The following is a 24,501-nucleotide window of genomic DNA, read 5'->3' as shown; positions in this document are numbered from 1 at the left end:
CCTCCGCCCGCGTTTCCGCGCGTCCACCGACGGGTGACGCGCTGACCAACAGGAACGCAGTAGACAACATGAAGCTCGAGCTCCGCGGAATCACCAAGCGGTTCGGCCCCCTGGTCGCGAACGACCACATCTCCCTCACGGTCGAACCCGGTGAGGTGCACTGCCTCCTGGGCGAGAACGGTGCGGGCAAGTCCACCCTGATGAACGTGCTCTACGGCCTGTACCAGGCGGACGAGGGCGAGATCCTGCTGGACGACGTCGTCCAGGACTTCGACGGCCCCGGTGACGCCATGCGCTCCGGCATCGGCATGGTGCACCAGCACTTCATGCTCGTGCCGGTGTTCACCGTCGCCGAGAACGTCATGCTCGGTCAGGAGCAGACGACCTTCGGCGGTCGTCTCGACCTCGCCGGCGCCCGCAAGCGCGTGCGCGAGATCAGCGACCGTTTCGGGTTCGACGTCGACCCCGACGCCCGCATCGAGGACCTGCCCGTCGGCGTGCAGCAGCGCGTCGAGATCATCAAGGCGCTGTCCCGCGACGCGAAGGTCCTCGTCTTCGACGAGCCGACGGCGGTCCTGACGCCGCAGGAGACCGACGAGCTGATGGGCATCATGCGCCAGCTCCGCGAGGCCGGCACCGCGATCGTCTTCATCACGCACAAGCTGCGCGAGGTGCGCGAGGTCGCCGACCGGATCACGGTGATCCGCCTCGGCAAGGTCGTCGGCGAGGCCTCGCCGACCGCGACGAACAACGAGCTCGCTGCGCTCATGGTCGGCCGGGCCGTCTCGCTCGTCGTCGACAAGACGCCCGCGTCCGGCGGCGAGGACGCCCTCGTGGTCGAGGGCGTGACCGTCACCGACCCGTCGGGCGTCGTGCTCGTCGACGACGTCTCGTTCACCGTCCGCCGCGGCGAGGTCCTCGCCATCGCCGGTGTGCAGGGCAACGGGCAGACCGAGCTGACCGAGGCGATCATCGGCCTCGAGCCCGTGCACGCGGGTCGCATCACGCTCGACGGCAAGGAGCTCACCGGTCGCACGGTGAAGCAGGTCCTCGACGCGGGGGTGGGCTTCGTGCCCGAGGACCGCAAGGAGGACGGCCTGGTCGGGGAGTTCACGATCGCCGAGAACCTCATGCTCGACCGCGCCGACCACGACGAGTTCGTGCGCGCCGGCACGATCCGCGCCGCCGAGCGCGACGCGTTCGCCGACGAGAAGATCGCCGAGTTCGACATCCGCACGCCGTCCCGCACCACGGCGGCCGGTCGGCTGTCGGGCGGCAACCAGCAGAAGATCGTCCTCGCCCGCGAGCTGAGCCGCGAGCTGCGGCTGTTCGTCGCCGCGCAGCCCACGCGCGGCATCGACGTCGGCTCGATCGAGTTCGTGCACAAGCGCATCGTCGCCACCCGCGACACCGGCGTCCCGGTCATCGTCGTCTCCACGGAGCTCGACGAGGTCGTGGCGCTCGCCGACCGGATCGCGGTCATGTACCGCGGCGGCATCGTCGGCATCGTCCCCGCGGACACCCCGCGCGACGTCCTCGGCCTCATGATGGCCGGGGAGATCCCAGAAGGAACGGAGCTGGCAGCGTGAGCACCCCCACGCCAGACAACACGCAGCCGGCGACCCCGGCCGAGGCACCCACCGACGACCGCATGCAGGACGTCGAGGGCACCCCGCACCTCATGACGGACTCGGCGGACGACACCGAGCGTCGGGCTGCCGGCGGTGACCGCTGGAGCACGGCGCTGCAGAGCATCGTCAACGGCTCCGTGCTCGTGACCGTCCTCGCCGTCGTCCTCGCCCTCGTCGCCTGCGGCATCCTGATCGCCGTCACCGACGAGAACGTCCGCGCGGCGGCCGGGTACTTCTTCGCCCGCCCCGCCGACACCTTCCAGGCCGTCGGCACCGCGGTCGGTGGCGCGTACCGGTCGCTCTTCCAGGGCTCGGTCGTGAACTTCGGCGCGAGCTCCTTCGCGCAGGCCATCGCGCCGATCACGCGCTCGGTCGACTACGCCGTGCCGCTGATCGCCGCGGGCCTCGGCATCGCGCTGTCCTTCCGGGCCGGCCTCTTCAACATCGGCGGCCAGGGTCAGATCCTCATCGGTGCCGCAGCCGCCGGCTGGGTCGGCTTCTCGTTCGACGGCCCCGCCGCGATCCACATCCCGCTCACCGTCGTCGCCGGCATCGTCGGCGGTGCGGTCTGGGGCGGCCTGGTCGGGGTCCTCAAGGCCCGCACCGGTGCCAACGAGGTCGTCCTGACGATCATGCTCAACTACGTCGCGCTCTACCTCGTCAGCTACCTGCTCCGCACGCCGGGGCTGCTGCAGGCGCCGGGCAGCTCGAACCCGATCTCGCCCGCCACGAAGGAGAGCGCGGTCTTCCCGGCGCTGTTCGGTCCCCGGTACGGCATCGACCTCGGCTTCGTCGTCGCGCTGATCGCCGTGGTCGTGGTGTGGTGGCTCGTCAACAAGTCGTCGCTCGGCTTCCGCTTCCGGACGATCGGTGAGAACCCGCGCGCCGCCCGCGTCGCCGGCATGAGCGTCCCCGCGCTCACCATCTGGGTGATGGTCATCTCCGGTGCGCTCGTCGGCATCGCCGGCGCCTACCAGGTGCAGGGCGCCGTGACCTCGGGCTTCACCTCGGGCATCGACGCCGGCATCGGCTTCGACGCGATCACGGTCGCCCTCCTCGGCCGTTCGAAGCCGTGGGGCGTGTTCTGGGCCGCGATCCTGTTCGGCGTCCTGAAGAACGGCGGCTACGCCATGCAGGCCGCGAACGACATCCCGATCGACATCGTCGGCGTGATCCAGGCGCTCATCGTCCTGTTCATCGCCGCACCGCCGCTCGTCCGCGCGATCTTCCGCATCCCGCAGCCGGGTGCGCGTCGTCGCGGTCGTGCCGCGAAGAACTCCCGGAAGGCGGTCGCCGCATGAGCACCACCACCACCGCGGCGCCCGCACCGGCGCTGTCCGACCGCCCGATCGAGACGACCCGGAGCTGGAAGGCCCCGATCGGCTTCGGCGTCTTCACCCTGCTCGCGCTGCTGTTCTTCGGCGTGCTCCACCGTGCCGGCGACACCACGTTCCGGCTCGCCAACGGCGGCGACTTCTTCGCGCTGCCGAACGTGCCGCTCCCCGCGACCGGTACCGGCATCGTCGTCATCGTCCTGCTGGCGCTCGCCACCGTGTACGCCGTCGTCGAGGTCCGCGCGAACCGCCGGATCCCGCTCTGGCTGACCGCGGTCTTCGCGGTCGTCTTCGTCGTCGGCTTCCTCGCCTGGTCGGCCGCCGGGGACACCATCCCCGTGCCGGGCCTGCTCCTGGGCGCCCTGGGACTCAGCGTCCCGCTCGTGTTCGGTGCCCTCGGCGGCGTCATCTCGGAGCGTGTCGGCGTCGTGAACATCGCCATCGAGGGCCAGTTCCTCGCCGGCGCGTTCACCTCGGCGATGATCGCCTCGTTGACCGGGTCCGCGTGGGTCGGCCTCGTCGGTGCGCTCGCCGCCGGCGTGCTCGTCTCGTTCCTCCTGGCGGCGTTCAGCATCAAGTACCTGGTCGACCAGGTCATCGTCGGTGTCGTCATCAACGCGTTCATCTCGGGCCTGACGGGCTTCCTCTACTCGCAGGTGCTCTCGCCGAACGAGCAGACGCTCAACATCGGCGTGCGCTTCCCGAAGCTCGAGATCCCGGTCCTGCACCAGATCCCGGTCATCGGCCCGGTGTTCTTCGAGCAGACGGTCGTCGTCTACCTCGCCTACGTCGCGGTCGCGGTCGTCACCTTCGCGCTGTTCAAGACCCGCTGGGGCCTGCGCCTCCGCGCGGTCGGCGAGCACCCGCAGGCCGCGGACACGGTGGGCATCAACGTCGCGCGGACGCGCTTCTGGAACGTCTCGCTCGCCGGCGCGATCGCCGGTCTCGGCGGCGCGTACTTCACGCTCGACGCGGTCGGCCCGTTCACGAAGGACATGACCGCGGGCGCGGGCTACATCGCCCTGGCCGCCGTCATCTTCGGTCGCTGGGACCCGATCCGGGCGACGCTCGCGGCGCTGCTGTTCGGCTTCGCGTCGAACCTGCAGAACATCCTCGGCGCGATCGACTCCCCGGTGCCGAGCGAGTTCCTGCTCATGCTGCCCTACGTGGTCACGATCTTCGCGGTCGCCGGCCTGGTCGGGCAGTCGCGCGGACCGGCGGCCGCCGGCAAGCCGTACACCAAGAGCTGACGGCCTGGAGGCGCGGCACATGACCGACACGAACCCTTCCGGTGACCAGGAGGTCACCACCGGCCCCGCGACCGGCGAGCCGTCCTGGACGGACCCGGCCACGAGCCTCCCGTCCGACCCGGACACCGTGATCGACGCGAGCGTCGATGTCGACTGGAGCGCCCTGCGGGACGCTGCGACCGCCGCGATGCGGCGGGCCTACGCGCCGTACTCGTCGTTCCCGGTCGGCGCTGCTGCGCTCACCGACGACGGACGGATCGTGTCCGGCTGCAACATCGAGAACGCGTCGTACGGGGTCACCCTGTGCGCCGAGTGCTCGCTCGTCTCGCAGCTGCACATGACCGGCGGCGGCAAGCTCGTCGCGTTCACCTGCGTGGACGGCGACGGTGCGACGCTCATGCCGTGCGGCCGGTGCCGGCAGCTGCTGTTCGAGCACTCGACCGAGGGCATGCTCCTCGAGACGGTCTCGGGCATCCGCACGATCGACCAGGTGCTCCCCGACGCGTTCGGGCCCCGCACCCTCGCGACCTACCAGCAGGAGCACTGACATGGCAGTCGAGCCCTTCGACACCGTCGACCTCATCCGCACCAAGCGCTCCGGCGAGGCCCTGGCCACCGCCGAGATCGACTGGCTCGTCGACGCGTACACGCGCGGGTACGTCGAGGACCCGCAGATGGCGGCCCTGGCGATGGCGATCTTCCTCAACGGCATGGAACGGCGGGAGATCAAGGACCTGACGCTCGCGATGATCGCGTCGGGGGAGCGGATGTCGTTCGACGCCCTCGGCAAGACCACGGTGGACAAGCACTCCACCGGAGGCGTCGGGGACAAGATCACGCTGCCGCTCGCGCCGCTCGTCGCGTCGTTCGGGGTGGCGGTGCCCCAGCTCTCCGGCCGCGGGCTCGGCCACACCGGCGGCACGCTCGACAAGCTCGAGTCGATCGCCGGATGGCAGGCGTCGATCTCGAACGACCGCATGATGGAGGTGCTCCGCGACGTCGGCGCGGTCATCTGCGCGGCCGGTTCGGGACTGGCACCGGCGGACAAGAAGCTCTACGCGCTCCGTGACATCACCGGCACCGTCGAGTGCATCCCGCTCATCGCGTCGAGCATCATGTCGAAGAAGATCGCCGAGGGCACGGGTGCGCTCGTGCTCGACGTCAAGTTCGGCTCCGGTGCGTTCATGCCGACGTACGAGGCGTCGAAGGAGCTCGCGCAGACGATGGTCGACCTCGGCAACGACGCGGGCGTGGCGACCTCGGCGCTGCTCACCGACATGGAGGTCCCGCTCGGACTGACGATCGGGAACGCGCTCGAGGTCCGGGAGTCGGTCGAGGTCCTGGCCGGCGGCGGCCCGTCCGACGTGGTCTCGCTGACGGTCGAGCTCGCGTCGGAGATGCTGCGGCTCGCCGGGCTGCCGGACGCCGATCCCGCGGCAGCGCTGGCGGACGGTCGCGCGATGGACACGTGGCGCCGGATGATCGAGGCACAGGGCGGCGACCCCGCTGCGGACCTGCCGGTCGCCCGCGAGCAGCACGTGGTCACGGCGACGGAGTCGGGTGTGCTCGTCCAGCAGGACGCCCTGCCGTTCGGCATCGCCGCGTGGCGTCTCGGCGCCGGCCGGGCCCGCGCGCAGGACCCGGTGCAGGCGGGAGCCGGCATCGAGCTGCACGTCAAGCCCGGCGACACCGTCACCGCGGGCCAGCCGCTCTGGACGCTCCACACCGACGAGCCGGCGCGCTTCGACCGCGCGCTGGAGTCGCTCGAGGGTGCGTGGGCGATCGGGTCGTCCGCGCCCGAGCGCGGCCCCATCGTGCGGGAGCGCATCACCGGCTGAGCGCCACGGCCGCCACCCGGCCCCACCGACCGGAGGCTCCCCACTCGTCTGTGGGGAGCCTCCAGTCGGTCCGTCCGTCTGTTGTGCACAGGTGCCGACGCGGCGTCGGCGACCACCGCTAGCCTGGGAGCATGAGCGCCGACGCCCCGACCTACCGCCTGCCCGACGCCGGAGCGGTCATCGACGACCTGCCCAAGGTCTCGCTGCACGACCACCTCGACGGGGGTCTGCGCCCGGCGACCATCGTCGACCTGGCGGACGAGGCGGGCATCGAGCTGCCGACGACCGACCCCGAGGCACTCGGCGCGTGGTTCGCCGAGCAGTCGAACAGCGGCTCGCTCGTCGAGTACCTGAAGACCTTCGACGTCACGACGTCGGTGATGCAGACCGCGCCGCAGCTGCACCGTGTGGCGAAGGAGTTCGTCGAGGACCTCGTGGCCGACGGGGTGGTCTACGGCGAGATCAGGTGGGCACCGGAGCAGCACCTGCGGGGTGGGCTGACGCTCGACGAGACGGTCGAGGCGGTGCAGGCCGGCATCGAGGAGGCGGTCGACGCCGCGGGTGGCGCGATCCGGATCGGCCAGCTGGTCACCGCGATGCGTCATGCGGACCGGTCGCTCGAGATCGCCGAGCTCGCCGTCCGGCACCGGGACCGCGGCGTGGTCGGCTTCGACATCGCGGGAGCCGAGGCAGGCTTCCCGCCCGCGAACCACCGTGCGGCGTTCGAGTACCTGGCATCCGAGCTGTTCCCGGTCACGGTCCACGCCGGCGAGGCCGACGGGCTGGCGTCGATCCGCTCCGCGCTGGTGGACGGTCGGGCGCTCCGCCTCGGCCACGGCGTCCGGATCTTCGAGGACATCACCCTGTCGGACGCCGGTGACGGCTCCACGCTGGCGTCGCTGGGCGAGATCGCGTCGTGGGTCCGCGACCGCGAGATCCCCCTCGAGGTCGCCCCGCAGTCGAACCTGCAGACCGGTGCGATCGCCGCGTGGGGCGACGACCTCGCCGACCACCCGTTCGACGTGCTGTACCAGCTCGGCTTCCGCGTGACGGTGAACACCGACAACCGCCTGATGAGCGGCACGTCGCTGTCACGCGAGCTCGCCCTGCTCGCCGGCACCTTCGGCTACGACCTCGACGACCTCGCCGCGTTCCAGATCAACGCCGCGCTCGGTTCGTTCCTGCCGCTCGAGGACCGCGAGGAGATCATCGCGACCATCACGGCCGGACACCAGGAGGCCTAGCGATGTCCCTGCCGCCGCTGCCGGACGACGCCGTCGTGCTCGGAGCGAGCGCGTCCTCGTGGCGCGACGCGCTCCGGCTCGCCGGTGCCGCGCTCGTCACCTCGGGGTCGGCGACGCCGCCGTACACCGACGCGATGATCGACCTGGTCGAGGAGCACGGCCCGTACATCGTCATCTCGCCCGGACTCGCGTTCGCGCACGCCCGGCCGGGGCCGGCGGTGCTGCGGGACGGGTTGGCCGTCGTGACCCTGCGCGAACCGGTGTCGTTCGGGCACCCGCACAACGACCCGGTGTCGGTCGTCCTCGGGCTCGCGGTCGCCGAGGTCGGGACGCACCTCGAGTCGATCGGCGACATCGCGAACACGTTCAACGACGCCACGGTGACCGCGCGGCTCGCGGCGGCGGGCTCGGCGGACGAGGTCCGGACGATCATGGGGGTGTCGGCGTGAAGATCGTGACGATCTGCGGTGCGGGGATCGGGTCCAGCGGGATCCTCAAGGTGAACGCGGAGAAGGCCCTCGGCACGCTCGGGCTGTCGGCGTCGGTCGTCGCGGCGGACGTCGCCTCGGTGCGCGCCGTGGCCGAGGACGCCAACGTGATCCTGACCAGCCAGGAGTTCGTCGAGGCGATCGGGGAGACCTACGCCGAGGTCATCGTGATCCGGAACCACTTCGACCAGGGCGAGATCACGGCCGCGGTCGACCGGGCGCTCGGGGAGCACTGAGCAGCTCCCGACGCTGCCTCTAGAGTTGGGGCATGAGCACGGAGAACCCGCTGAACGACCCCGCCGCCGACCCGTTCGAGGTCGCCCGCGACGCCGCCGCCGTCATCGCCGACCGGTCCGGCATCGAGCGGCACGACATCGCCCTGACCCTGGGCTCCGGCTGGGGCAAGGCCGCCGACATCATCGGCGAGACGGTGTCCGAGATCCCCGCGGCCGAGGTCCCCGGCTTCAGCGCCTCTGCGGTGCCCGGACACTCCGGCACGGTCCGGTCGATCCGCCTGCAGGACGGCCGGCACGCACTCGTCATCGGTGCACGGACCCACTACTACGAGAACCACGGCGTCCGTCGCGTGGTGCACAGCGTCCGCACCGCCGCGGCGACCGGGGCGTCGGTCATGGTGCTGACCAACGGCGCCGGTGGCATCAAGGAGCACTGGACGCCCGGCACTCCGGTCCTCATCAGCGACCACATCAACCTGACGGCGGACAGCCCGCTCGAGGGCGCCACGTTCGTCGACCTGACCGACCTGTACTCGGCACGGCTGCGCGAGGTCGCGAAGTCGATCGACCCCACCCTCGACGAGGGCGTCTACACGCAGTTCCGCGGCCCGCACTACGAGACCCCGGCCGAGGTGCAGATGGCGAAGACCATCGGCGGGCACATCGTCGGCATGTCGACCGCGCTCGAGGCGATCGCCGCCCGTCAGGCGGGCATGGAGGTCCTCGGCTTCTCGCTCATCACGAACCTCGCCGCGGGCATCCAGAAGACCCCGCTCTCGCACGCCGAGGTGCTCGAGGCCGGGCGCGAGGCCGAGCCGGTCATCGCGGACCTCCTCGCCCGCGTGGTGGCGGCGCTGTGACCCGGCACGAGGGTGCCTCGGACGGCGCCATCGCGGACGGCGACCTCGGTGACGGCGGTGCCCTCGCCGCCGTGGACGAGGACGTCCTGTCCCGCGCCCGCGCGTGGGTGGAGCAGGACCCGGACGACGAGACCCGTGCGGAACTCCAGCAGCTGATCGACCGCGGCGACGCCGAGGAGCTCGCCGCGCGGTTCTCCGGTCGCCTGCAGTTCGGCACCGCCGGCCTCCGCGCCGAGCTCGGCGCCGGGCCGCAGCGCATGAACCGCGTCGTCGTCACGCAGGCCGCGGCGGGGCTCGCGCGCTTCCTGATCGACACCGGTCGTGACCGCAGCGTCGTGATCGGCTACGACGGCCGGGTCAACTCCGACGTCTTCGCTCGCGACTCCGCCGAGGTCATGCGCGGCCTCGGGCTCGAGGTCACCCTCCTGCCGTCCGCGCTCCCGACGCCGGTGCTCGCGTTCGCGGTGCGCCACCTCGGTGTCGGCGCGGGCGTCATGGTGACCGCGAGCCACAACCCGCCGCGGGACAACGGCTACAAGGTGTACCTCGGGGGCGAGGACGACGGCTCGCAGATCGTCCCGCCGGTCGACGGCGAGATCGCTGCGGCGATCGACGCGGTCGCCGCGGGGGACGTCCGCGACCTCGTGCGCGCCACCGACTACACGGTCGCCGGTCCGGAACTCGCCCGGGCCTACGTCGACGCGACCGCCGCGACGGTGCCGGCCCCGGCCCTCCCGGTCGACGCGCAGCCGAAGGCCGTCTACACGGCGATGCACGGCGTCGGGTGGGAGACCGCGCGAGCCGTGTTCGCCGCGGCGGGGTTCGCCGAGCCCGCCGTCGTGCCGGAGCAGATCGAGCCGGACGGCGCGTTCCCGACGGTGTCCTTCCCGAACCCGGAGGAGCCGGGTGCGATGGACCTGTCGGTCGCGCGCGGTGTCGCGGTCGGGGCTGACCTGGTCATCGCGAACGACCCCGACGCCGATCGCCTCGCCCTGGCGATCCCCGACGGTGCCGGCTCGTTCCGTCGCCTGTCCGGCAACGAGGTCGGTTGGTTGCTCGGCTGGCGGGCCGCCGCTCGTGCGCAGGCCGCGGGCTCGTCGGACGGGTCGGGTGTGCTCGCGGCGTCGATCGTCTCCTCGCCCGCGCTCGCCCGCGTCGCGGAGCGGTACGGGCTCGGGTACCGGGACACCCTGACCGGGTTCAAGTGGGTCTCCCGCGTGCCCGACCTGGTGTTCGGGTACGAGGAGGCGCTCGGCTACCTCGTCGACCCCGGCGTCGTCCGCGACAAGGACGGCATCTCGGCGGCCCTGGCGCTGCTCGACCTCGCCGTCTCGCTCGCAGCCGAGGGCCGGACCGTCGCCGACCAGCTCGACGCCTTCGCGGCCGAGTTCGGGGCGTTCGCCTCCGGACAGGTGTCGACCCGCGTGGACGACCTGTCGCGGATCGGGGAGATCATGACGTCGCTGCGGTCGTCGGCGCCCTCGTCGCTCGGCGGCCGTACGGTCACCGGGGTGACGGACTACTCGGACGGCGTGGAGGGCTTCCCGCCGTCCGACATCCTGCGCTACGACCTCGAGGGCGGCGCGCGGGTCATCGTCCGCCCGAGCGGCACCGAGCCCAAGGTGAAGGTCTACATCGACACGGTGGCGGCTTCGCCGGCCGAGGCGCAGGCGCTCGTCGACGCCCTCGCCGCCGACGTGCGGCCCCGCGTGTCGTAGCGGCGCGGCGCTGGTCCGCCGCGCCGTTGCCGGCCGCGCCTGCGGTGCGGGTGCCGCCCGTGCCGCTGTGCGGATGCCGCCGGTACCTGCACAACCGGAAGCACCTCACGCCACGCAATCACGTGGCGCGAGGTGCTTTCCGTTGTGCACGAGCAGCTGACACCACCGATGGGCATCCGGGTACCTCGGGACCGAGGACGAGCGCGGACCTCGTTGGGCGGCCGGTCCTCCTGCACAGAGCGGGGACGAGCGCTCGCTGCTCACAGGCACGGCCGGGAGGCGCGTGACCGGTCTGCGCGCGCGCCACGCTCAGGACATGGCGACGTTGGAGATCCTGGTCGGTGGCGGCGCGGACGAGACCGGGCGGCGCGGGCGGGACCACCGCGATCGCGCGCTGCGGGGAGAGCTCGTACGACTGGCCCCGGGCCGGTTCGTCGTCGCGGACGACTGGCGACGGGCGACCCCGGGGGAGCGGCACATCGCTCGGATCAAGGCGTTGCACGATCGGCTCGCCCCGCGACTGGTCGTCTCGCACGCCTCAGCCGCGGCGTTGCACGGGCTGCCCTGGCCCGGCGAGTTCCCGGTCCCGGTCGAGGTGATCGATCCGCTGCGATCCACCGGTCAGTCGCTGCGCTCCGTGCACAAGCGTGCCGGCGCCGGGCGCACACTCCGAACGTCGTACATGGTGGCGAACGGGCGAGCCCTGACCGACCTGGCGAGCACGGTGGTCGACCTCGCCGTGGCGTACCCGCTGCGGACGAGCGTGCCTGCGGTGGACCGTGCGCTCGCCCGCGGATCCAGCCTCGATGAACTCCGCGCGACACTGGACGAGAGCACCGCCGTACAGTTCCGAGCGAGGGCGGAGCGGGCTCTGGATCTCGCAGACGCGCGCTCCGGGTCGCCGGGGGAGTCCGTCGCCCGCGTGGCGCTCGACGAGGTCGGGGCGCCGAGGCCGATGCTGCAGCAGGAGTTCCGTGACGGCTCGGGGCCGATCGGCGTCGTCGACTTCTGGTTCGCCGACCAGGGCGTCGTCCTCGAGTTCGACGGTCGAGTGAAGTACGCCGACTCGTCCATGCGTGCCGCGGGCATGACGGCCGAGGACGTGCTCGTCGCGGAGAAGCGGCGCGAGGACCGGCTTCGTCGCCACCCGGACATCCGGGCGCTCGGCCGGATCAGCGTCGTCGAGACCGACGACACGGAGCGGCTGCGCTCAGTGCTGCGCGCCGTCGGGGTGCCGACGGCGCGCGGCCGCTTCACGACCGTCCGGTGAGCGATCCTCCTGCGGACGGCAGCCGGCGCGACGTGCCCGGACACAACCGGAAGCACCTCGCGCCACGGAACCGCGTGGCACGAGGTGCTCCCGGTTGTGCGGCGCGGGGCCGGCGCGCGGCTCGGCGCGGCGCGCGGCTCGGCGAGGCCCGCCCCGCGGGGCGCGGCGCGCGGCTCGGCGAGGCCCGCCCCGCGGGGCGCCGCGCGCTACGCGAGCTCGAGCAGCACGTGGCCGGACGAGATCGTCTGACCGACGGGGGCGTTCAGGCCGGTCACGACCCCGTCGCGCGGGGCCTGGACGGGCTGCTCCATCTTCATGGCCTCGAGGACGACGAGCAGGTCGCCCTTCACGACGGTGTCACCCTCGGCGACCGCGAGCTTCACGACGGTTGCCTGCATCGGGGACGTCACCGAGCCCGAGGACACGAGCCCGCCCTTCACGCCGGACGACCGGCGCTTCGGGGGAGCGGAGGGACCGGCCGGACGCCGACCGGCGGCGCCGGCAGCGCCACCGCCGACGATCGAGGGCATGGTGACCTCGATGCGCTTGCCCTGGACCTCGACGACGACGCTCTCGCGGGCGGCCGGTGCGGGGAGCTCCTCGGGGGAACCGCTCCAGGCCGGGATGTCGTTCTGGAAGTCCGTCTCGATCCACTGCGTGTACACGCTGAACGGCGTCTCGTCGTCCGTCGCGAACGCCGGGTCCGACACGACCGCACGGTGGAAGGGCAGCACGGTCGGCAGTCCGGTGACCTCGAACTCGGCCAGGGCGCGGCGCGACCGCTCGAGCGCCTCTTCGCGGGTGGCGCCGGTGACGATGAGCTTCGCGAGCATGGAGTCGAACGAGCCGGAGACGACGTCGCCGGAGACCACACCGGAGTCGACGCGGACGCCGGGGCCCGACGGCGCGGTGAACGCGTGCACGGGACCGGGTGCCGGGAAGAAGTTCCGACCCGGGTCCTCGCCGTTGATGCGGAACTCGAACGAGTGACCGCGCGGGGCGGGGTCCTCGTAGTCGAGCGTGCCGCCCTCGGCGATGCGGAACTGCTCGCGGACGAGGTCGATGCCCGTGACCTCCTCGGAGACGCAGTGCTCGACCTGCAGGCGGGTGTTCACCTCGAGGAACGAGACCGTGCCGTCCGCGCCGATGAGGAACTCGCACGTGCCGGCGCCGACGTAGCCCACCTCGCGCAGGATCGCCTTCGACGACTCGTACAGGCGCGTCTGCTGCTCGGGCGTCAGGTACGGCGCCGGGGCCTCCTCGACGAGCTTCTGGTGCCGACGCTGCAGCGAGCAGTCGCGCGTGGAGACGATGACGACGTTGCCGTGCTCGTCGGCCAGGCACTGGGTCTCGACGTGGCGCGGCTTGTCGAGGTACTTCTCGACGAAGCACTCACCGCGTCCGAACGCGGCGATGGCCTCGCGCGTCGCCGATTCGAACTGCGAGGCGACCTCGTCGCGCGTGCGTGCGACCTTCAGGCCACGGCCGCCGCCGCCGAAGGCCGCCTTGATGGCGACCGGCAGACCGACCTCGTCCGCGAACGCGATGACCTCGGCAGCGTCTGCGACGGGCTCGATGGTGCCCGGCGCGAGCGGCGCGCCGACCTTCTCGGCCACGTGGCGCGCGGAGACCTTGTCCCCGAGCTGCTCGATCGACTCCGGCGAGGGTCCGATCCAGGTGAGCCCGGCGTCGATGACGGCACGGGCGAAGTCGGCGTTCTCGGCGAGGAACCCGTACCCGGGGTGCACGGCGTCGGCCCCGGACCGGCGGGCCACCGAGATGATCTTGTCGATCACGAGGTAGGTGTCCGCGCTCGTGGTGCCGTTCAGCGCGTAGGCCTCGTCGGCGAGGCGGGCGTGGAGGGCGTCGCGGTCCTGGTCGGCGTACACCGCGACCGAGGCCTTGCCAGCGTCGCGGGCCGCGCGGATGATGCGGACGGCGATCTCGCCGCGGTTCGCGATGAGGACCTTGCTGATACGGGGCATGGTACGTCAGCGTATTCGTGCAGCGGCGGCCGGTTTTGACCGGCACGTACAAAGAAACAGCGTCCAGCAGTGTGGATGTCTACAGCGCCCACAGATCGTGCCAGGCGACGCCGAAGCCACGGAGCAGCATCGACCGCAGGACCGGCAGCGACAGCCCGACCACGGCCGACGGTGCTCCGTCGATGCGCGTGATGTACGCCGCGGCCCGTCCGTCGATCGTGAAGGCGCCCGCGACCTCGAGGGGCTCGCCCGTCGCGACGTACGCGTCGATCTCCTCGATCGACACGTCCTCGGCGAAGGTCAGCACGGCGCTGTCCACGGCGACGACGTGGTCGCCGGCGGTGACCAGCGTGGAACCGCCCGGCGCGACGTCACCGAGGTGACCCGCGATGCCCAGCGGCCCGCCGTCTGCCGCGTCCACCTGTCGGACGGGAGGCACGGTGCCGGTCCGTCCCGCGCCTCCAGGCCGGTCCCCGGTCGCGTCCGGGGCCGTGTCGAGACCGCGGTCGAGGCGCCGGTCCACGACGCAGTGGCCACTCCACAGGGTGCCGCCGCCCGCGGCGAGCATCTGCCGCCACCGCTCCTTCGCGACCTCCGGGTGGTGGGGCTTGCCGTGCAGGACGCCGTCCACCTCGAAGGCGGAGTCGCCGCCGAACACGAAGCCGTCCACGGCGGACCCGGCGACGCGGGCGTCCGCGACGGCGTCCGCCTTGGCGACCGCGAGGAGCCCGACGAGCTCCGGACCGGTGAGCTCTCGGCCGAGCGCGGCCCGCGCGGCGACGACGGCGGCGTCCTCGTCCACGCCCGGCGCGACGAGCACCGGCTCGATGCCGGTCTGCGCCAGGAGCGCACGGCGGGCGGGGGAGGTACTCGCGAGGTACAGACGCATGGGAACATCGAACCATGGGTGAATCCGTCGGAACGCTGCTCGAACTCGACGTCACCGGGATCGCCCACGGCGGCATCTCGGTGGCACGGCACGAGGGGCGTGTGGTCTTCGTCTCGGACGCGGTGCCGGGCGAGCGCGTCGTCGCGCGCGTGACCGAGGACCGCAAGAAGTCGTTCTGGCGTGCCGACACCGTGTCCGTCCTGTCGCCGAGCGAGCACCGGGTCGACCACGTCTGGCCCGAGGCCGCCCTCGACCGCGACCCCGCCGTGCGCGCCGGCGGTGCGGAGTTCGGGCACATCGCCCTGCCGCACCAGCGCACCCTCAAGCACGACGTCCTGGTCGACGCCTTCGCGCGGTTCGCCCGAACGGACCTCACCGAGGTGCTCGGACACGACGTCGCCGTCGAGGCCGCCCCCGGCGACGAGGAGTCGAACGGCCTCGGCTGGCGCACGCGCGTCCGGCTGCACGTCGGCGAGGACGGCACGGCGGGCCCGTTCGCCTCGCGCTCCCACACGGTGGTGCCGGTGGCCTCGCTCCCGCTCGCCTCCGCGCGTGTGCAGGAGAGTGCGCCGCTCGGGCGCGGTGCGATGCCGGGCGCGTCGGTCGTCGACGTCCTCGCGCCGAGCGGCGCCGAGGGGGCCCGGCTCGTCATCGACGAGCAGAAGCCCACCGTCATGACCGAGGTCGTGGGGGAGCGTTCGTTCACCGTCGACGACAACGGCTTCTGGCAGGTCCACCGCCAGGCGCCGGCCGTGCTCACCGCGGCCGTGCAGGACCTGGTCGACCGTGACCGGCTCGACCCCGAGGGGCAGCACCTCGACCTCTACGGCGGCGTCGGACTGCTCGCGGCGGCACTCGGCGACGTCGTCGGCCCGAAGGCCCGCATCACGAGCGTCGAGAGCGCGGCCCGGGCCACCGAGCACGCGCAGGAGAACCTGGCGGAGTGGATCGGCGCGCGTGCCGAGACCGGCCGCGTGGACCGCTGGCTCGCCCGGACGGCCGCCGACGCGTCCCGACCGGAGCTGCAGCGCTTCCGCGCCGGCACCGTCGTGCTCGACCCGCCGCGGTCCGGCGCGGGCCGCGAGGTCGTCGTGCAGGTCGCCGCGCTCCAGCCCGCGCAGGTCGTCTACGTCGCCTGCGACCCGGTCGCCCTGGCGCGCGACGTCGCGACCTTCGCCGACCTCGGGTACCGGCTCGAGGCGCTGCGTGCGTTCGACCTGTTCCCGCACACCCACCACCTCGAGGCGGTCGCGCGGCTGGTCCCGATCGCCTGACCCCGGGTCCGCAGTGTGACGCGGTGTCCCACAACTCGGAGCCTGGGTCCGACCTGGGTATCCTTGGTCGGTGATCGCTCCCGGCGACAGGGGCCGGGCGCGCATCGGAACGAGAGGTCACCGTGGCAGCAGACACGAACACCAGCAGCGGGACGACCGGACTGGCCACCAGGCCCGTCCGCGTCGCGATCGTCGACGACCACGAGTCCGTGCGGCTCGGCATCCAGGCGGCGTGCCAGAACGAGGGGTTCGAGGTGGTGCTCACCGCCGCGAGCGTGCCCGAGTACGTGGCCCAGCTCGGCGGGCGTGAGGTCGACGTCGTCGTGCTCGACCTGTCGCTCGGCGACGGCTCGACCGTGACCGCGAACGTCAAGGGTGTGCAGGGCACCGGCTCCGCGGTGCTCGTCCACTCGATCGCCGACCGCGTCGCGAGCGTGCGCGAGGCACTGGCCGCAGGGGCGGCCGGCGTCATCCCCAAGTCGTCCGCGACCAAGACCGTGATGGCGGCCGTGGCGACCGTCGCCCGCGGCGACGTGCTCAACAACCTCGAGTGGGCGAGCGCCATCGACGCCGACCGCGACTTCGCCAAGGCGCAGCTCGGACGCCGCGAGCGCGAGATCCTGCACCTCTACGCCTCCGGGCTGCCGCTCAAGCTCGCGGCGCAGCAGCTCGGCATCGGGTACTCGACGGCGCGCGAGTACCTCGACCGCATCCGTGTGAAGTACGTCGAGGTGGGGCGTCCGGCGCCGACGAAGGTCGACCTGCTGCGCCGCGCGGTCGAGGACGGCATCCTGCCCGGGCTCGACTCGGGCATCGACCCCGACGCCGACGGCCGCTGACCCCGATGGCCACCACGGCCGGACCGGCACGGTCGGCAGGTGTCCCGGCCGGGGCGCCCGACGGGTCGGGCTCCGCGACGGACGACGTCGCGCCGACCGAGGCGGCACCGTTCGGCGTCGACCCCCTGCGCGGTGTGCGACCCGCGCTGACGCAGGCATCGGTCGAACGACTCTTCGCGATCCTCATCGCGGTCGCCGCGGTCGGGTACGGCGCGGTCTACGCGCCCGCCGTCGTGCGGCAGCTGCCGTGGCTCGATCCCGTGTGGGGCCCGGTCGCCGCGGCGGTCCTCGGCGCGTCGTTCGTGGCGGTCGGGGTGTCCGCGTTCGCGCAGCGGTTCGCGCAGGTCGCCCAGATCGTGTGCGCGCTGCTGTTCCTCGTCGTGCTCGTCACGTGGCCGCTCACCGTCCGCGAGCCGATCCCGGACAGTCAGTACCCCTGGCCGTGGTGGTTCCTCACCGTGGGGTCGACGGCGGCGGCGATGGGCTTCGCACCGTGGCGCGCGACCGTCTACACCGCGCTCGTGCCCGCCGTCTACGTCGTCGTGCGCCTCACGCCGCTCGGTGGCGACGCCGGGGCCAGCGCGGTGCTCCAGGGCGTGTACTCGGCGATCCTCAGCGGAGCGGTCCTCGTCATCGCCGTGCTCCTCCGTCGGGCCGCCGCTGCGGTGGACGCCGCACAGGCCACCGCGGTGCGGCGCTACTCGCTCGCGATCCGCGAGCACGCGACCGAGGTCGAGCGGGTGCAGGTCGACGCGATCGTCCACGACAGCGTCCTGACCACGCTGCTCTCGGCGGCACGCGCGGACACACCCGAGGCGAAGGCCCTCGCCGCCCGCATGGCGCGCAACGCCATCGACCACCTCGGCGCCGCTGCAGCCGACCTGCCGGGGGAGGCCCCGCCCGTGACGGTGCACGACCTCCGCGTCCGCATCACCGACGCCGTCGGAGCGCTCGCCGCTCCCGTCCGGCTGCGGGACGCCCCGGTCGGCGGGCTGCGCATCCCGGCGACGATCGCGGACGCGCTCGCATCCGCGGCGTTGCAGGCGTGCGTCAACAGCGTGCAGCACGCCGGCGGGGCAGGGGTCGAGCGGTGGGTCCGTGTCGAGCAGCGTGGTGGCGCCGTGCACGTCGAGGTCGGTGACGACGGCGCCGGGTTCGACCTCGCTGCCGTCCCTGCCGCGCGGCTCGGCGTCCGCCGCTCGATCATCGAGCGGGTGCAGGCCGTGGGCGGCACGGCGGTGGTCGCGAGCAACCCCGGGGCGGGTACGCGGGTCCGCCTCGACTGGCACCCGGAGGTGTCCGCATGAGGGTGTCCCTGCCGGCGAGGATCGCCATCGGGCTCGCCGCGCTGTTCTCCGTCTTCCACCTCGTACTGGGCGTGGCGTCGTTCCCGTTCGTCCGTGACGTCGGTCCGGTGCTCACGTGCATGGCGCTCTACGCCGCCGCGAGTGCCGTCGCGATCTTCCTGCCCGGTCGGACCCTCCCGGTCTGGGCGGCGTGCTTCTCGCTCGCCACCGCGCTGGTCATGCCGGTCATCGCCGCCCCGGTCGTCGACCTGACGGTGAAGGACGACTCGATCACCTGGTGGGTCGCCGCGGTCGGCACGCTCATGGTCGTGCTCGTCGTGCGGGGCCGACGCGCCTTCGCGTGGGTCGGCGTCGGCTTCGTCACGGTCTTCGGTGTGGTCTGGGCAGGACCGGGTGCCTTCGGGGCGCTCGGACTGGTCGGCAACCTGACGTGGGTCGCCGTCGCCACCGGCTTCGCCGTCGCGATGGACCGGGCGACCCGCACCACGCGCGACTTCATCCGTGCCGAGCAGGAGACCGCGGACTGGCAGGCCGCGCAGGACGCCCACGTGTTCGAGCGGCAGTTCCGCCTGAGCCAGACCACCCGGATGGCGCTGCCGATGCTGCAGCAGGTGATCGATCGGGGCGGGGACCTGACCGACGTCGAACGGGCCGAGTGCCTGCACCTCGAGCAGGCGATCCGCGACGAGATCCGCGGACGGTCGCTGCTGTCCGACGACGTCCGTGACGAGGTCATGCGCCTGCGGCGACGGGGGGCCACGGTACAGCTGCACGACGACGGTGGCCTCGACGACCTGGAGATCGACGAGCTCCGCCGGGTGCACGCCGAGATCGCCGGTGCGCTGCGCCGAGCCCGCGAGGCGGACAACGTGATCGTCCGGACGGTGGCCGAGGGGTCGGAGGCGGCGGTCACCATCGTCGGGCTGCGACTGGACACCGCGGCGAGCGAGTCCGCGGCGCTCGGCGTCGGATCGGACGACGACGGCGACGAGGACGACTCGGTGGTGCTCTGGACCGAGATCCCGCGCCGCGCGACGGTCTGAGGCGGCACCGGCGGCCGCCGTCCAGCGAGGCGCGCGCGCAAGGCCACCCGGGAACGGGGGAACGGGCCGGTCCCGAGGGGCCGGCCCGTTCACGACCCGAGCCTGAGCGACAACCCGAATGTCGCCCTGGCTCGCAGCTGGTCGGAGGCGTCGTACCCTAGTCGGCCACCGACCAACGATGTTCTTCTGGGAAGGACACCGAACACAGACAACTATGCCCGCTGCCCGAAGCCGTGTCAGTCGTCATTATGGGGGACAAACCACGCCCTCCCGGTGGTTCCGCGGTCGAGGTGTCCCCCGACCGAGGGGAGACCGACCGGGAAGTGCACCCCGCAATCCGAGGTCGACGACCGGGTCGCGCGGTGCGACAGGGGTACATCGTGCCGCGGGTACCCCCGGATGCGCAAGACCCCCGCCGGGGAACGGCGGGGGTCCGTTGAGGAACGTGCGGCGTGCCGCTCTCGGACCGTCGGTCAGCGCAACGAGCGGCCCCAGGCGCCGGAGCCGTGCTCGAGCGGCCGGCGGAGGCCACGGGCGGACGCGTCCCACCCGGTCCGTGGTGACTCGGTGACCTCGGCGCGACCGGTGGCGGCGACCTCGTCGGCCTGCCGCTGGAGCACGGCGACGACGGCCGCCAGCTCCTCCGGCGAGGGGTCGCCCGCGACGACCCGGACGTCGGCACCGACCGTGGTGTCGGCGCCGCCCGGCACCGGGGAATCCGCCGGGAGGTGTGCTGCGTGTCGTCCCATCAGAGCGGGATGTTCCCGTGCTTCTTCGGCGGCAGCGACGCGCGCTTCCCGCGCAGTGCCCGCAGCGCCTTGATCACCGAGACCCGGGTCGCGTGCGGCTGGATGATGCCGTCGAGCTCGCCGCGCTCGGCCGCCAGGTACGGCGACGCCACGTTGTAGGTGTACTCGTTCGCGAGCCTGGTGCGCACCGCGGCGACGTCCTCGCCCGCCTCCTCCGCGCGCTTGATCTCGGCCCGGTACAGGATGTTGACCGCACCCTGGCCGCCCATCACCGCGATCTCGGCCGTCGGCCACGCCAGGTTGATGTCCGCACCGAGCTGCTTCGAGCCCATCACGATGTACGCGCCGCCGTACGCCTTCCGCGTGATGACGGTGACGAGCGGGACGGTCGCCTCGGCGTACGCGTACAGCAGCTTCGCGCCGCGGCGGATCACGCCGGTCCACTCCTGGTCGGTGCCGGGCAGGTAGCCGGGGACGTCGACGAGGGTCAGGATCGGGATGCCGAACGCGTCGCAGAACCGCACGAAGCGGGCCGCCTTCTCGCCGGCGTCGATGTTCAGCGTCCCGGCCATCGCCTGCGGCTGGTTCGCGATGATGCCGACGGTGCGGCCCTCGACGCGGCCGAAGCCGACCATGATGTTCGGGGCGAAGAGCGGCTGGACCTCGAGGAACTCACCGTCGTCGACGATGTGCTCGACGATCGTCGTGACGTCGTACGGCTGGTTCGTCGAGTCGGGGATGACGACGTCGAGCTCGTGGTCGGCGTCGGTCGTCTCGAGTTCCGGGGCGACGTCGTAGGCCGGCGGGTCGGACAGGTTGTTGTCCGGCAGGAAGCCGACGAGGGAGCGCGCGTAGTCGAGCGCGTCGGTCTCGTCCTCGGCCAGGTAGTGCGCGACGCCCGAGACGGCGTTGTGCGTCTGTGCGCCGCCGAGCTCCTCGAAGCCGACGTCCTCGCCGGTGACGGTCTTGATGACGTCCGGACCGGTGACGAACATGTGGCTCGTCTTGTCCACCATGATGACGAAGTCGGTGAGCGCGGGGGAGTACACCGCACCACCGGCTGCCGGCCCCATCACGATGGAGATCTGCGGGATGACCCCGGAGGCCTGGGTGTTCAGGCGGAAGATCTCGCCGTACTTGCCCAGGGCGACGACGCCCTCCTGGATCCGGGCGCCGCCGGAGTCGAGGATGCCGATGATCGGCACACCCGTCTTCAGTGCGTGCTGCATCACCTTGACGATCTTCTCGCCGGCGACCTCGCCGAGGGAGCCACCGAAGACGGTGAAGTCCTGCGCGTAGACCGCGACGTTGCGGCCGTGGATCGTGCCGACGCCGGTCACGACGGCGTCGCCGTAGGGGCGCTTGGCGTCCATGCCGAACGACGTCGTGCGGTGGCGCACGAACTCGTCGAACTCGACGAACGAGTTCTCGTCGAGGAGCTGCTCGATGCGCTCGCGGGCGGTGCCCTTGCCCTTCGCGTGCTGCTTCGCGATGGCGGCCTCGCCCGCGGCGGTCACGGCCTCGTGGTAGCGGTCGCGCAGGTCCGCGAGGCGACCGGCCGTGGTCGAGAGGTCGGGGGTGTCTCCTGTGGTCACCCGCTCACCCTACCGGCGGCCACGGCGGGGCCGGTTGGAGGACCCCCACGGTTCCTGCCCGTAGATTTGCGTGCATGTCCACACCCGTCCCGCCGGTCCTGCCGCGTGCCCGTGCCGTCGTCGAGGCCGCCGGTGGGGTGTTCGACGCCGTCGGGCGCACCGGCTCCACGAACGCCGACCTGTTGGACGTCGCTCCCGGTCGGGCGCACGGCAGCGCCGTGGTCACGCTCGACCAGACGGCGGGGCGCGGGCGGCTCGACCGGTCGTGGAGCGCGCCGACCGGGCAGACGCTCGCGGTGAGCCTGCTCGTCCGCGCCGACCTGGCCGACCGCGACCGCGGGTGGCTGCCCCTGGTCGCCGGCGCCGCGATGCGCGACGCGGTGTCCGCCGTGCTGGGCGACGTCGACGCGGCGACCAGGGCCTCCCGTTCGGCCGCCGACGCCGACGACGCGACGCCCGTTCCGGAGCCGCGTGTCCTGGTGAAGTGGCCGAACGACGTGCTCGTCGACGGACGCAAGGTGTGCGGCATCCTCTGCCAGGTCGCCGCCGACGGCAGCGTCGTCGTCGGCGCCGGCGTGAACCTGACGATCCCGGAGGACGCCCTGCCGACGCCCACCGCGACGTCGTTGGCGGTCGCCGGTGCGACCGGTGACGCCGACGGCCTGGCGGACGCGGTGCTGTCCACCTGGACGACGGCCGTCCTGGAGGCGGTGCGTGCGCTGGTGGACGGGGGTGCGGCCGCCGGAGCCGTCCGGTCACACGTCCGCGCAGCGTGCGGCACGATCGGCCGCCGGGTCCGTCTGGAACTGCCCGACGGCACCGTCGACGAGGTCGACGCCACCGGCATCGACGACGACGGTCGCATCACGATCCGGGATCGGGACGGCCGAACCAGGGGCGTCGCGGTGGGGGACCTCACCCACCTGCGCTATGCATGACGGCATGACCGCCGAGCCGCCGCCCGAACGCGTGGTCGCGCGGCTGCGGCCGCACGCGCGCCGACTCGTGCGTCCGGCCGTCTTCGTCGTGGTCGTCGCACTGGCAGGGGGCTTCGGCTTCGGCGTGTTCCGCGCACAGCTCGCGTGGCTGAACGCGGTCGTCGCCGGACTGACGGTCCTGCTCGTCGTGCTCGGCGGCCTCGTCCCGCTGCTGCGGTGGATGTCCGAGCGGTACGTGGTGACGACCCGGCGGCTCGTGGTGGTCCGTGGTCTCGGCACCCGGACCCGTCGCGAGCTCCTGCACTCCCGCGGGTACGACGTCACGGTGCGGCGCCGCGGCCTGCAGGGGGTGTGGCGGTCCGGTGACGTGCTCGTCTTCCCCGGCGAGGACACGCCCGTGGTGCTCGCCGACGTCCCGCACGCCGACCTCGTGGTGGCCGTGCTGCACGACCTGGTCGAGGCGCACGAGGCCCGCCGACGGCACCGCGAGCCGGACTGGGACGAGATCGTCGGGGGACCCTCGCGACCCGCCTGGGGCGACCCCGGTCGGTGAGGTGCCGATCGTCCGGGTTGGGAGTCTTCCTCGTTACCCGGTAGCGTCGTGCCGTGCGTATCTCCGTCATCGGCTGCGGGTACCTCGGTGCCGTGCACGCCGCCTCAATGGCCAAGCTCGGACACGAGGTCGTCGCGGTCGACGTCGACCCCGCGAAGATCGAACGGCTCGCCGCCGGTGAGCCCCCCTTCTTCGAGCCCGGGCTGCCCGAGATCCTGACCGAGGCCCTGGCGTCCGGTCGCATCCGCTTCACCACCGACATGGCCGAGGTCGCCGGGTCCACCGTGCACTTCCTCGCGGTCGGCACCCCGCAGGGACCGACCGGTGCCGCGGACATGCGGTACGTCGACGCTGCGGTCGCCTCGCTCACGCCGCACCTGTCGGCCGGTGCGTTCGTCGTGGGCAAGTCGACCGTCCCGGTCGGCACCGCCGCGCGCCTGGCCGCCGAGGTCGAGGCAGCGGTCCCCGGTGCGACCCTGGTGTGGAACCCGGAGTTCCTCCGCGAGGGCTTCGCCGTGCAGGACACCATCTCGCCCGACCGGTTCGTCTACGGCGTCCCCGAGGGCGAGGCCGGCGAGCGTGCCGTCGCGGCGCTCGACGAGGTCTACGCGCAGGCGCTCGCCGCGGGGACGCCCCGCCTCGTGGTGAACCTGCCCACGGCGGAGCTCGTGAAGATCAGCGCGAACGCGTTCCTCGCGACGAAGATCTCGTTCATCAACTCGATGGCCGAGATCGCCGAGGTCGCCGGCGCCGACGTCACGGCGCTCGCCGACGCGATCGGGCACGACGACCGGATCGGTCGGAAGTTCCTCAACGCCGGTCTCGGCTTCGGTGGCGGCTGCCTGCCGAAGGACATCCGCGCGTTCCAGGCCCGCGCCGACGAGCTGGGCGTGGGGGAGTCCCTCGCCTTCCTGGCCGACGTGGACGCCACCAACCTCCGTCGACGCGCGCACGTGGTCGACCTCGCCACGGAGCTGCTCGGTGGGACGGTCACCGGGAAGCGCGTCGCCGTGCTGGGCCTGGCCTTCAAGCCGAACTCGGACGACGTCCGCGACTCCCCGGCGCTCGACATCGCGGCACGCCTGCTCGGGCTCGGTGCGTCGGTGGCGGCGTACGACCCGGAGGCGATCGAGACCGCACGTCAGCTGCACCCGGAGCTCGAGTACGTCGGATCGCCGACCGAGGCGGTCACCGGCGCGGACATCGTGCTCGTGCTGACCGAGTGGTCGGTGTTCCGTGCGCTCGACGCGGCCGAGGTCGCCTCGCTCGTCGCGTCGCCGGTCGTGGTCGACGGGCGCAACTGCCTCGACCGCGAGGCCTGGACCGCCGCGGGCTTCACCTACCGGGGCATGGGGCGCTAGCGCTCCGACCACGCTGACGACGGACGGCCGTTCCCCTCACCGGGAACGGCCGTCCGTCGTCTCCGGGCGCCGTTCCCCTCACCGGGAGCGGCTGTCGGT

22 protein-coding genes are annotated in these 24,501 nt (G+C 72.6%); 18 read left to right on the top strand and 4 right to left on the bottom strand.

Annotation, left to right across the window (positions count from 1 at the left end; all coding sequences use genetic code 11):
• The first annotated feature begins 68 nt into the window (after positions 1-68).
• From Q9R28_RS14870 to Q9R28_RS14820, 11 genes are all read left to right on the top strand, one after another.
• On the top strand, positions 69-1,589 hold the full coding sequence (locus Q9R28_RS14870; protein ID WP_066655091.1) for an ABC transporter ATP-binding protein: 1,521 nt from the start codon (positions 69-71) through the stop codon (positions 1,587-1,589).
• Positions 1,586-2,932 (top strand): ABC transporter permease, encoded by a 1,347-nt coding sequence (locus Q9R28_RS14865; RefSeq protein WP_251159538.1) that lies wholly within the window; start codon positions 1,586-1,588, stop codon positions 2,930-2,932. The genes Q9R28_RS14870 and Q9R28_RS14865 overlap by 4 nt, the downstream gene beginning before the upstream one ends.
• Positions 2,929-4,215 (top strand): ABC transporter permease, encoded by a 1,287-nt coding sequence (locus Q9R28_RS14860; RefSeq protein ID WP_311206474.1) that lies wholly within the window; start codon positions 2,929-2,931, stop codon positions 4,213-4,215. The genes Q9R28_RS14865 and Q9R28_RS14860 overlap by 4 nt, the downstream gene beginning before the upstream one ends.
• Positions 4,216-4,342: 127 nt before the next feature.
• The gene (locus Q9R28_RS14855) at positions 4,343-4,762 is read left to right on the top strand and encodes a cytidine deaminase (RefSeq protein ID WP_066658412.1); all 420 of its coding nucleotides are present in this window, start codon (positions 4,343-4,345) and stop codon (positions 4,760-4,762) included.
• Position 4,763: 1 nt separating this feature from the next.
• Positions 4,764-6,053, top strand: a complete 1,290-nt coding sequence (locus Q9R28_RS14850) for a thymidine phosphorylase (RefSeq protein ID WP_209685137.1) — start codon at positions 4,764-4,766, stop codon at positions 6,051-6,053.
• 131 nt (positions 6,054-6,184) lie between these two features.
• Positions 6,185-7,297 (top strand): adenosine deaminase, encoded by a 1,113-nt coding sequence (locus Q9R28_RS14845; protein ID WP_066655085.1) that lies wholly within the window; start codon positions 6,185-6,187, stop codon positions 7,295-7,297.
• A gap of 2 nt (positions 7,298-7,299) precedes the next feature.
• Positions 7,300-7,746: a PTS sugar transporter subunit IIA gene (locus Q9R28_RS14840; RefSeq protein ID WP_066655083.1), complete on the top strand. Its 447-nt coding sequence runs from the start codon at positions 7,300-7,302 to the stop codon at positions 7,744-7,746.
• Complete coding sequence (locus Q9R28_RS14835) at positions 7,743-8,021, top strand: PTS sugar transporter subunit IIB (RefSeq protein ID WP_209685140.1); 279 nt, start codon at positions 7,743-7,745, stop codon at positions 8,019-8,021. The genes Q9R28_RS14840 and Q9R28_RS14835 overlap by 4 nt, the downstream gene beginning before the upstream one ends.
• Before the next feature lie 32 nt (positions 8,022-8,053).
• Entirely contained in the window at positions 8,054-8,881 is an 828-nt protein-coding gene (locus Q9R28_RS14830) for a purine-nucleoside phosphorylase (protein WP_066655080.1), read from the top strand.
• A 71-nt stretch (positions 8,882-8,952) separates the two neighbouring features.
• Positions 8,953-10,599, top strand: a complete 1,647-nt coding sequence (locus tag Q9R28_RS14825; RefSeq protein WP_311206499.1) for a phospho-sugar mutase — start codon at positions 8,953-8,955, stop codon at positions 10,597-10,599.
• A gap of 316 nt (positions 10,600-10,915) precedes the next feature.
• A complete protein-coding gene (locus Q9R28_RS14820) occupies positions 10,916-11,869 on the top strand; it encodes a hypothetical protein (protein WP_311206473.1) in 954 nt (317 codons plus the stop codon).
• 206 nt (positions 11,870-12,075) lie between these two features.
• Here Q9R28_RS14820 and Q9R28_RS14815 read toward each other — a convergent pair whose 3' ends face one another.
• Together Q9R28_RS14815 and Q9R28_RS14810 are read right to left on the bottom strand one after the other, a co-directional pair.
• Positions 12,076-13,854, bottom strand: coding sequence for a biotin carboxylase N-terminal domain-containing protein (locus Q9R28_RS14815; RefSeq protein ID WP_311206472.1), 1,779 nt, complete (start codon positions 13,852-13,854; stop codon positions 12,076-12,078).
• Positions 13,855-13,933: 79 nt separating this feature from the next.
• Positions 13,934-14,743 (bottom strand): Maf family protein, encoded by an 810-nt coding sequence (locus tag Q9R28_RS14810; RefSeq protein WP_311206471.1) that lies wholly within the window; start codon positions 14,741-14,743, stop codon positions 13,934-13,936.
• Between the two features lie 14 nt (positions 14,744-14,757).
• Here Q9R28_RS14810 and Q9R28_RS14805 point away from each other — a divergent pair, with 14 nt between their 5' ends.
• The 4 genes from Q9R28_RS14805 to Q9R28_RS14790 all read left to right on the top strand — a co-directional run bounded on the left by Q9R28_RS14805 (position 14,758) and on the right by Q9R28_RS14790 (position 19,206).
• Entirely contained in the window at positions 14,758-16,017 is a 1,260-nt protein-coding gene (locus tag Q9R28_RS14805) for a TRAM domain-containing protein (RefSeq protein WP_311206470.1), read from the top strand.
• 122 nt (positions 16,018-16,139) lie between these two features.
• Positions 16,140-16,856, top strand: coding sequence for a response regulator transcription factor (locus Q9R28_RS14800; protein WP_251155536.1), 717 nt, complete (start codon positions 16,140-16,142; stop codon positions 16,854-16,856).
• Positions 16,857-16,861: 5 nt separating this feature from the next.
• The gene (locus tag Q9R28_RS14795) at positions 16,862-18,163 is read left to right on the top strand and encodes an ATP-binding protein (protein WP_311206469.1); all 1,302 of its coding nucleotides are present in this window, start codon (positions 16,862-16,864) and stop codon (positions 18,161-18,163) included.
• Entirely contained in the window at positions 18,160-19,206 is a 1,047-nt protein-coding gene (locus tag Q9R28_RS14790; protein WP_251159532.1) for a hypothetical protein, read from the top strand. Before Q9R28_RS14795 ends, Q9R28_RS14790 begins: the two co-directional genes overlap by 4 nt.
• A gap of 473 nt (positions 19,207-19,679) precedes the next feature.
• On the opposite strand, the gene Q9R28_RS14785 is transcribed toward Q9R28_RS14790, so the two are convergent.
• Positions 19,680-19,955: an acyl-CoA carboxylase subunit epsilon gene (locus tag Q9R28_RS14785; RefSeq protein WP_311206468.1), complete on the bottom strand. Its 276-nt coding sequence runs from the start codon at positions 19,953-19,955 to the stop codon at positions 19,680-19,682.
• Positions 19,955-21,550, bottom strand: coding sequence for an acyl-CoA carboxylase subunit beta (locus tag Q9R28_RS14780; protein ID WP_066655068.1), 1,596 nt, complete (start codon positions 21,548-21,550; stop codon positions 19,955-19,957). Before Q9R28_RS14780 ends, Q9R28_RS14785 begins: the two co-directional genes overlap by 1 nt.
• Positions 21,551-21,624: 74 nt before the next feature.
• Between Q9R28_RS14780 and Q9R28_RS14775 the strand changes: the two genes are divergently transcribed.
• From Q9R28_RS14775 to Q9R28_RS14765, 3 genes are read left to right on the top strand one after another with little or no spacing between them, the layout of a single operon-like run.
• Entirely contained in the window at positions 21,625-22,488 is an 864-nt protein-coding gene (locus tag Q9R28_RS14775) for a biotin--[acetyl-CoA-carboxylase] ligase (protein WP_311206467.1), read from the top strand.
• A gap of 4 nt (positions 22,489-22,492) precedes the next feature.
• The gene (locus Q9R28_RS14770; protein WP_251155541.1) at positions 22,493-23,041 is read left to right on the top strand and encodes a PH domain-containing protein; all 549 of its coding nucleotides are present in this window, start codon (positions 22,493-22,495) and stop codon (positions 23,039-23,041) included.
• Positions 23,042-23,094: 53 nt separating this feature from the next.
• Positions 23,095-24,402, top strand: a complete 1,308-nt coding sequence (locus Q9R28_RS14765; protein WP_311206466.1) for a UDP-glucose/GDP-mannose dehydrogenase family protein — start codon at positions 23,095-23,097, stop codon at positions 24,400-24,402.
• Positions 24,403-24,501: the final 99 nt, after the last annotated feature.

Origin of the sequence: Curtobacterium sp. BRD11 (assembly GCF_031844345.1) — a bacterium.
In the GTDB taxonomy this organism is placed as follows: Bacteria; Actinomycetota; Actinomycetes; order Actinomycetales; family Microbacteriaceae; genus Curtobacterium.
Note: the sequence above shows the minus strand (reverse complement) of the source record. Positions and strands in the feature narration are given on the sequence as shown.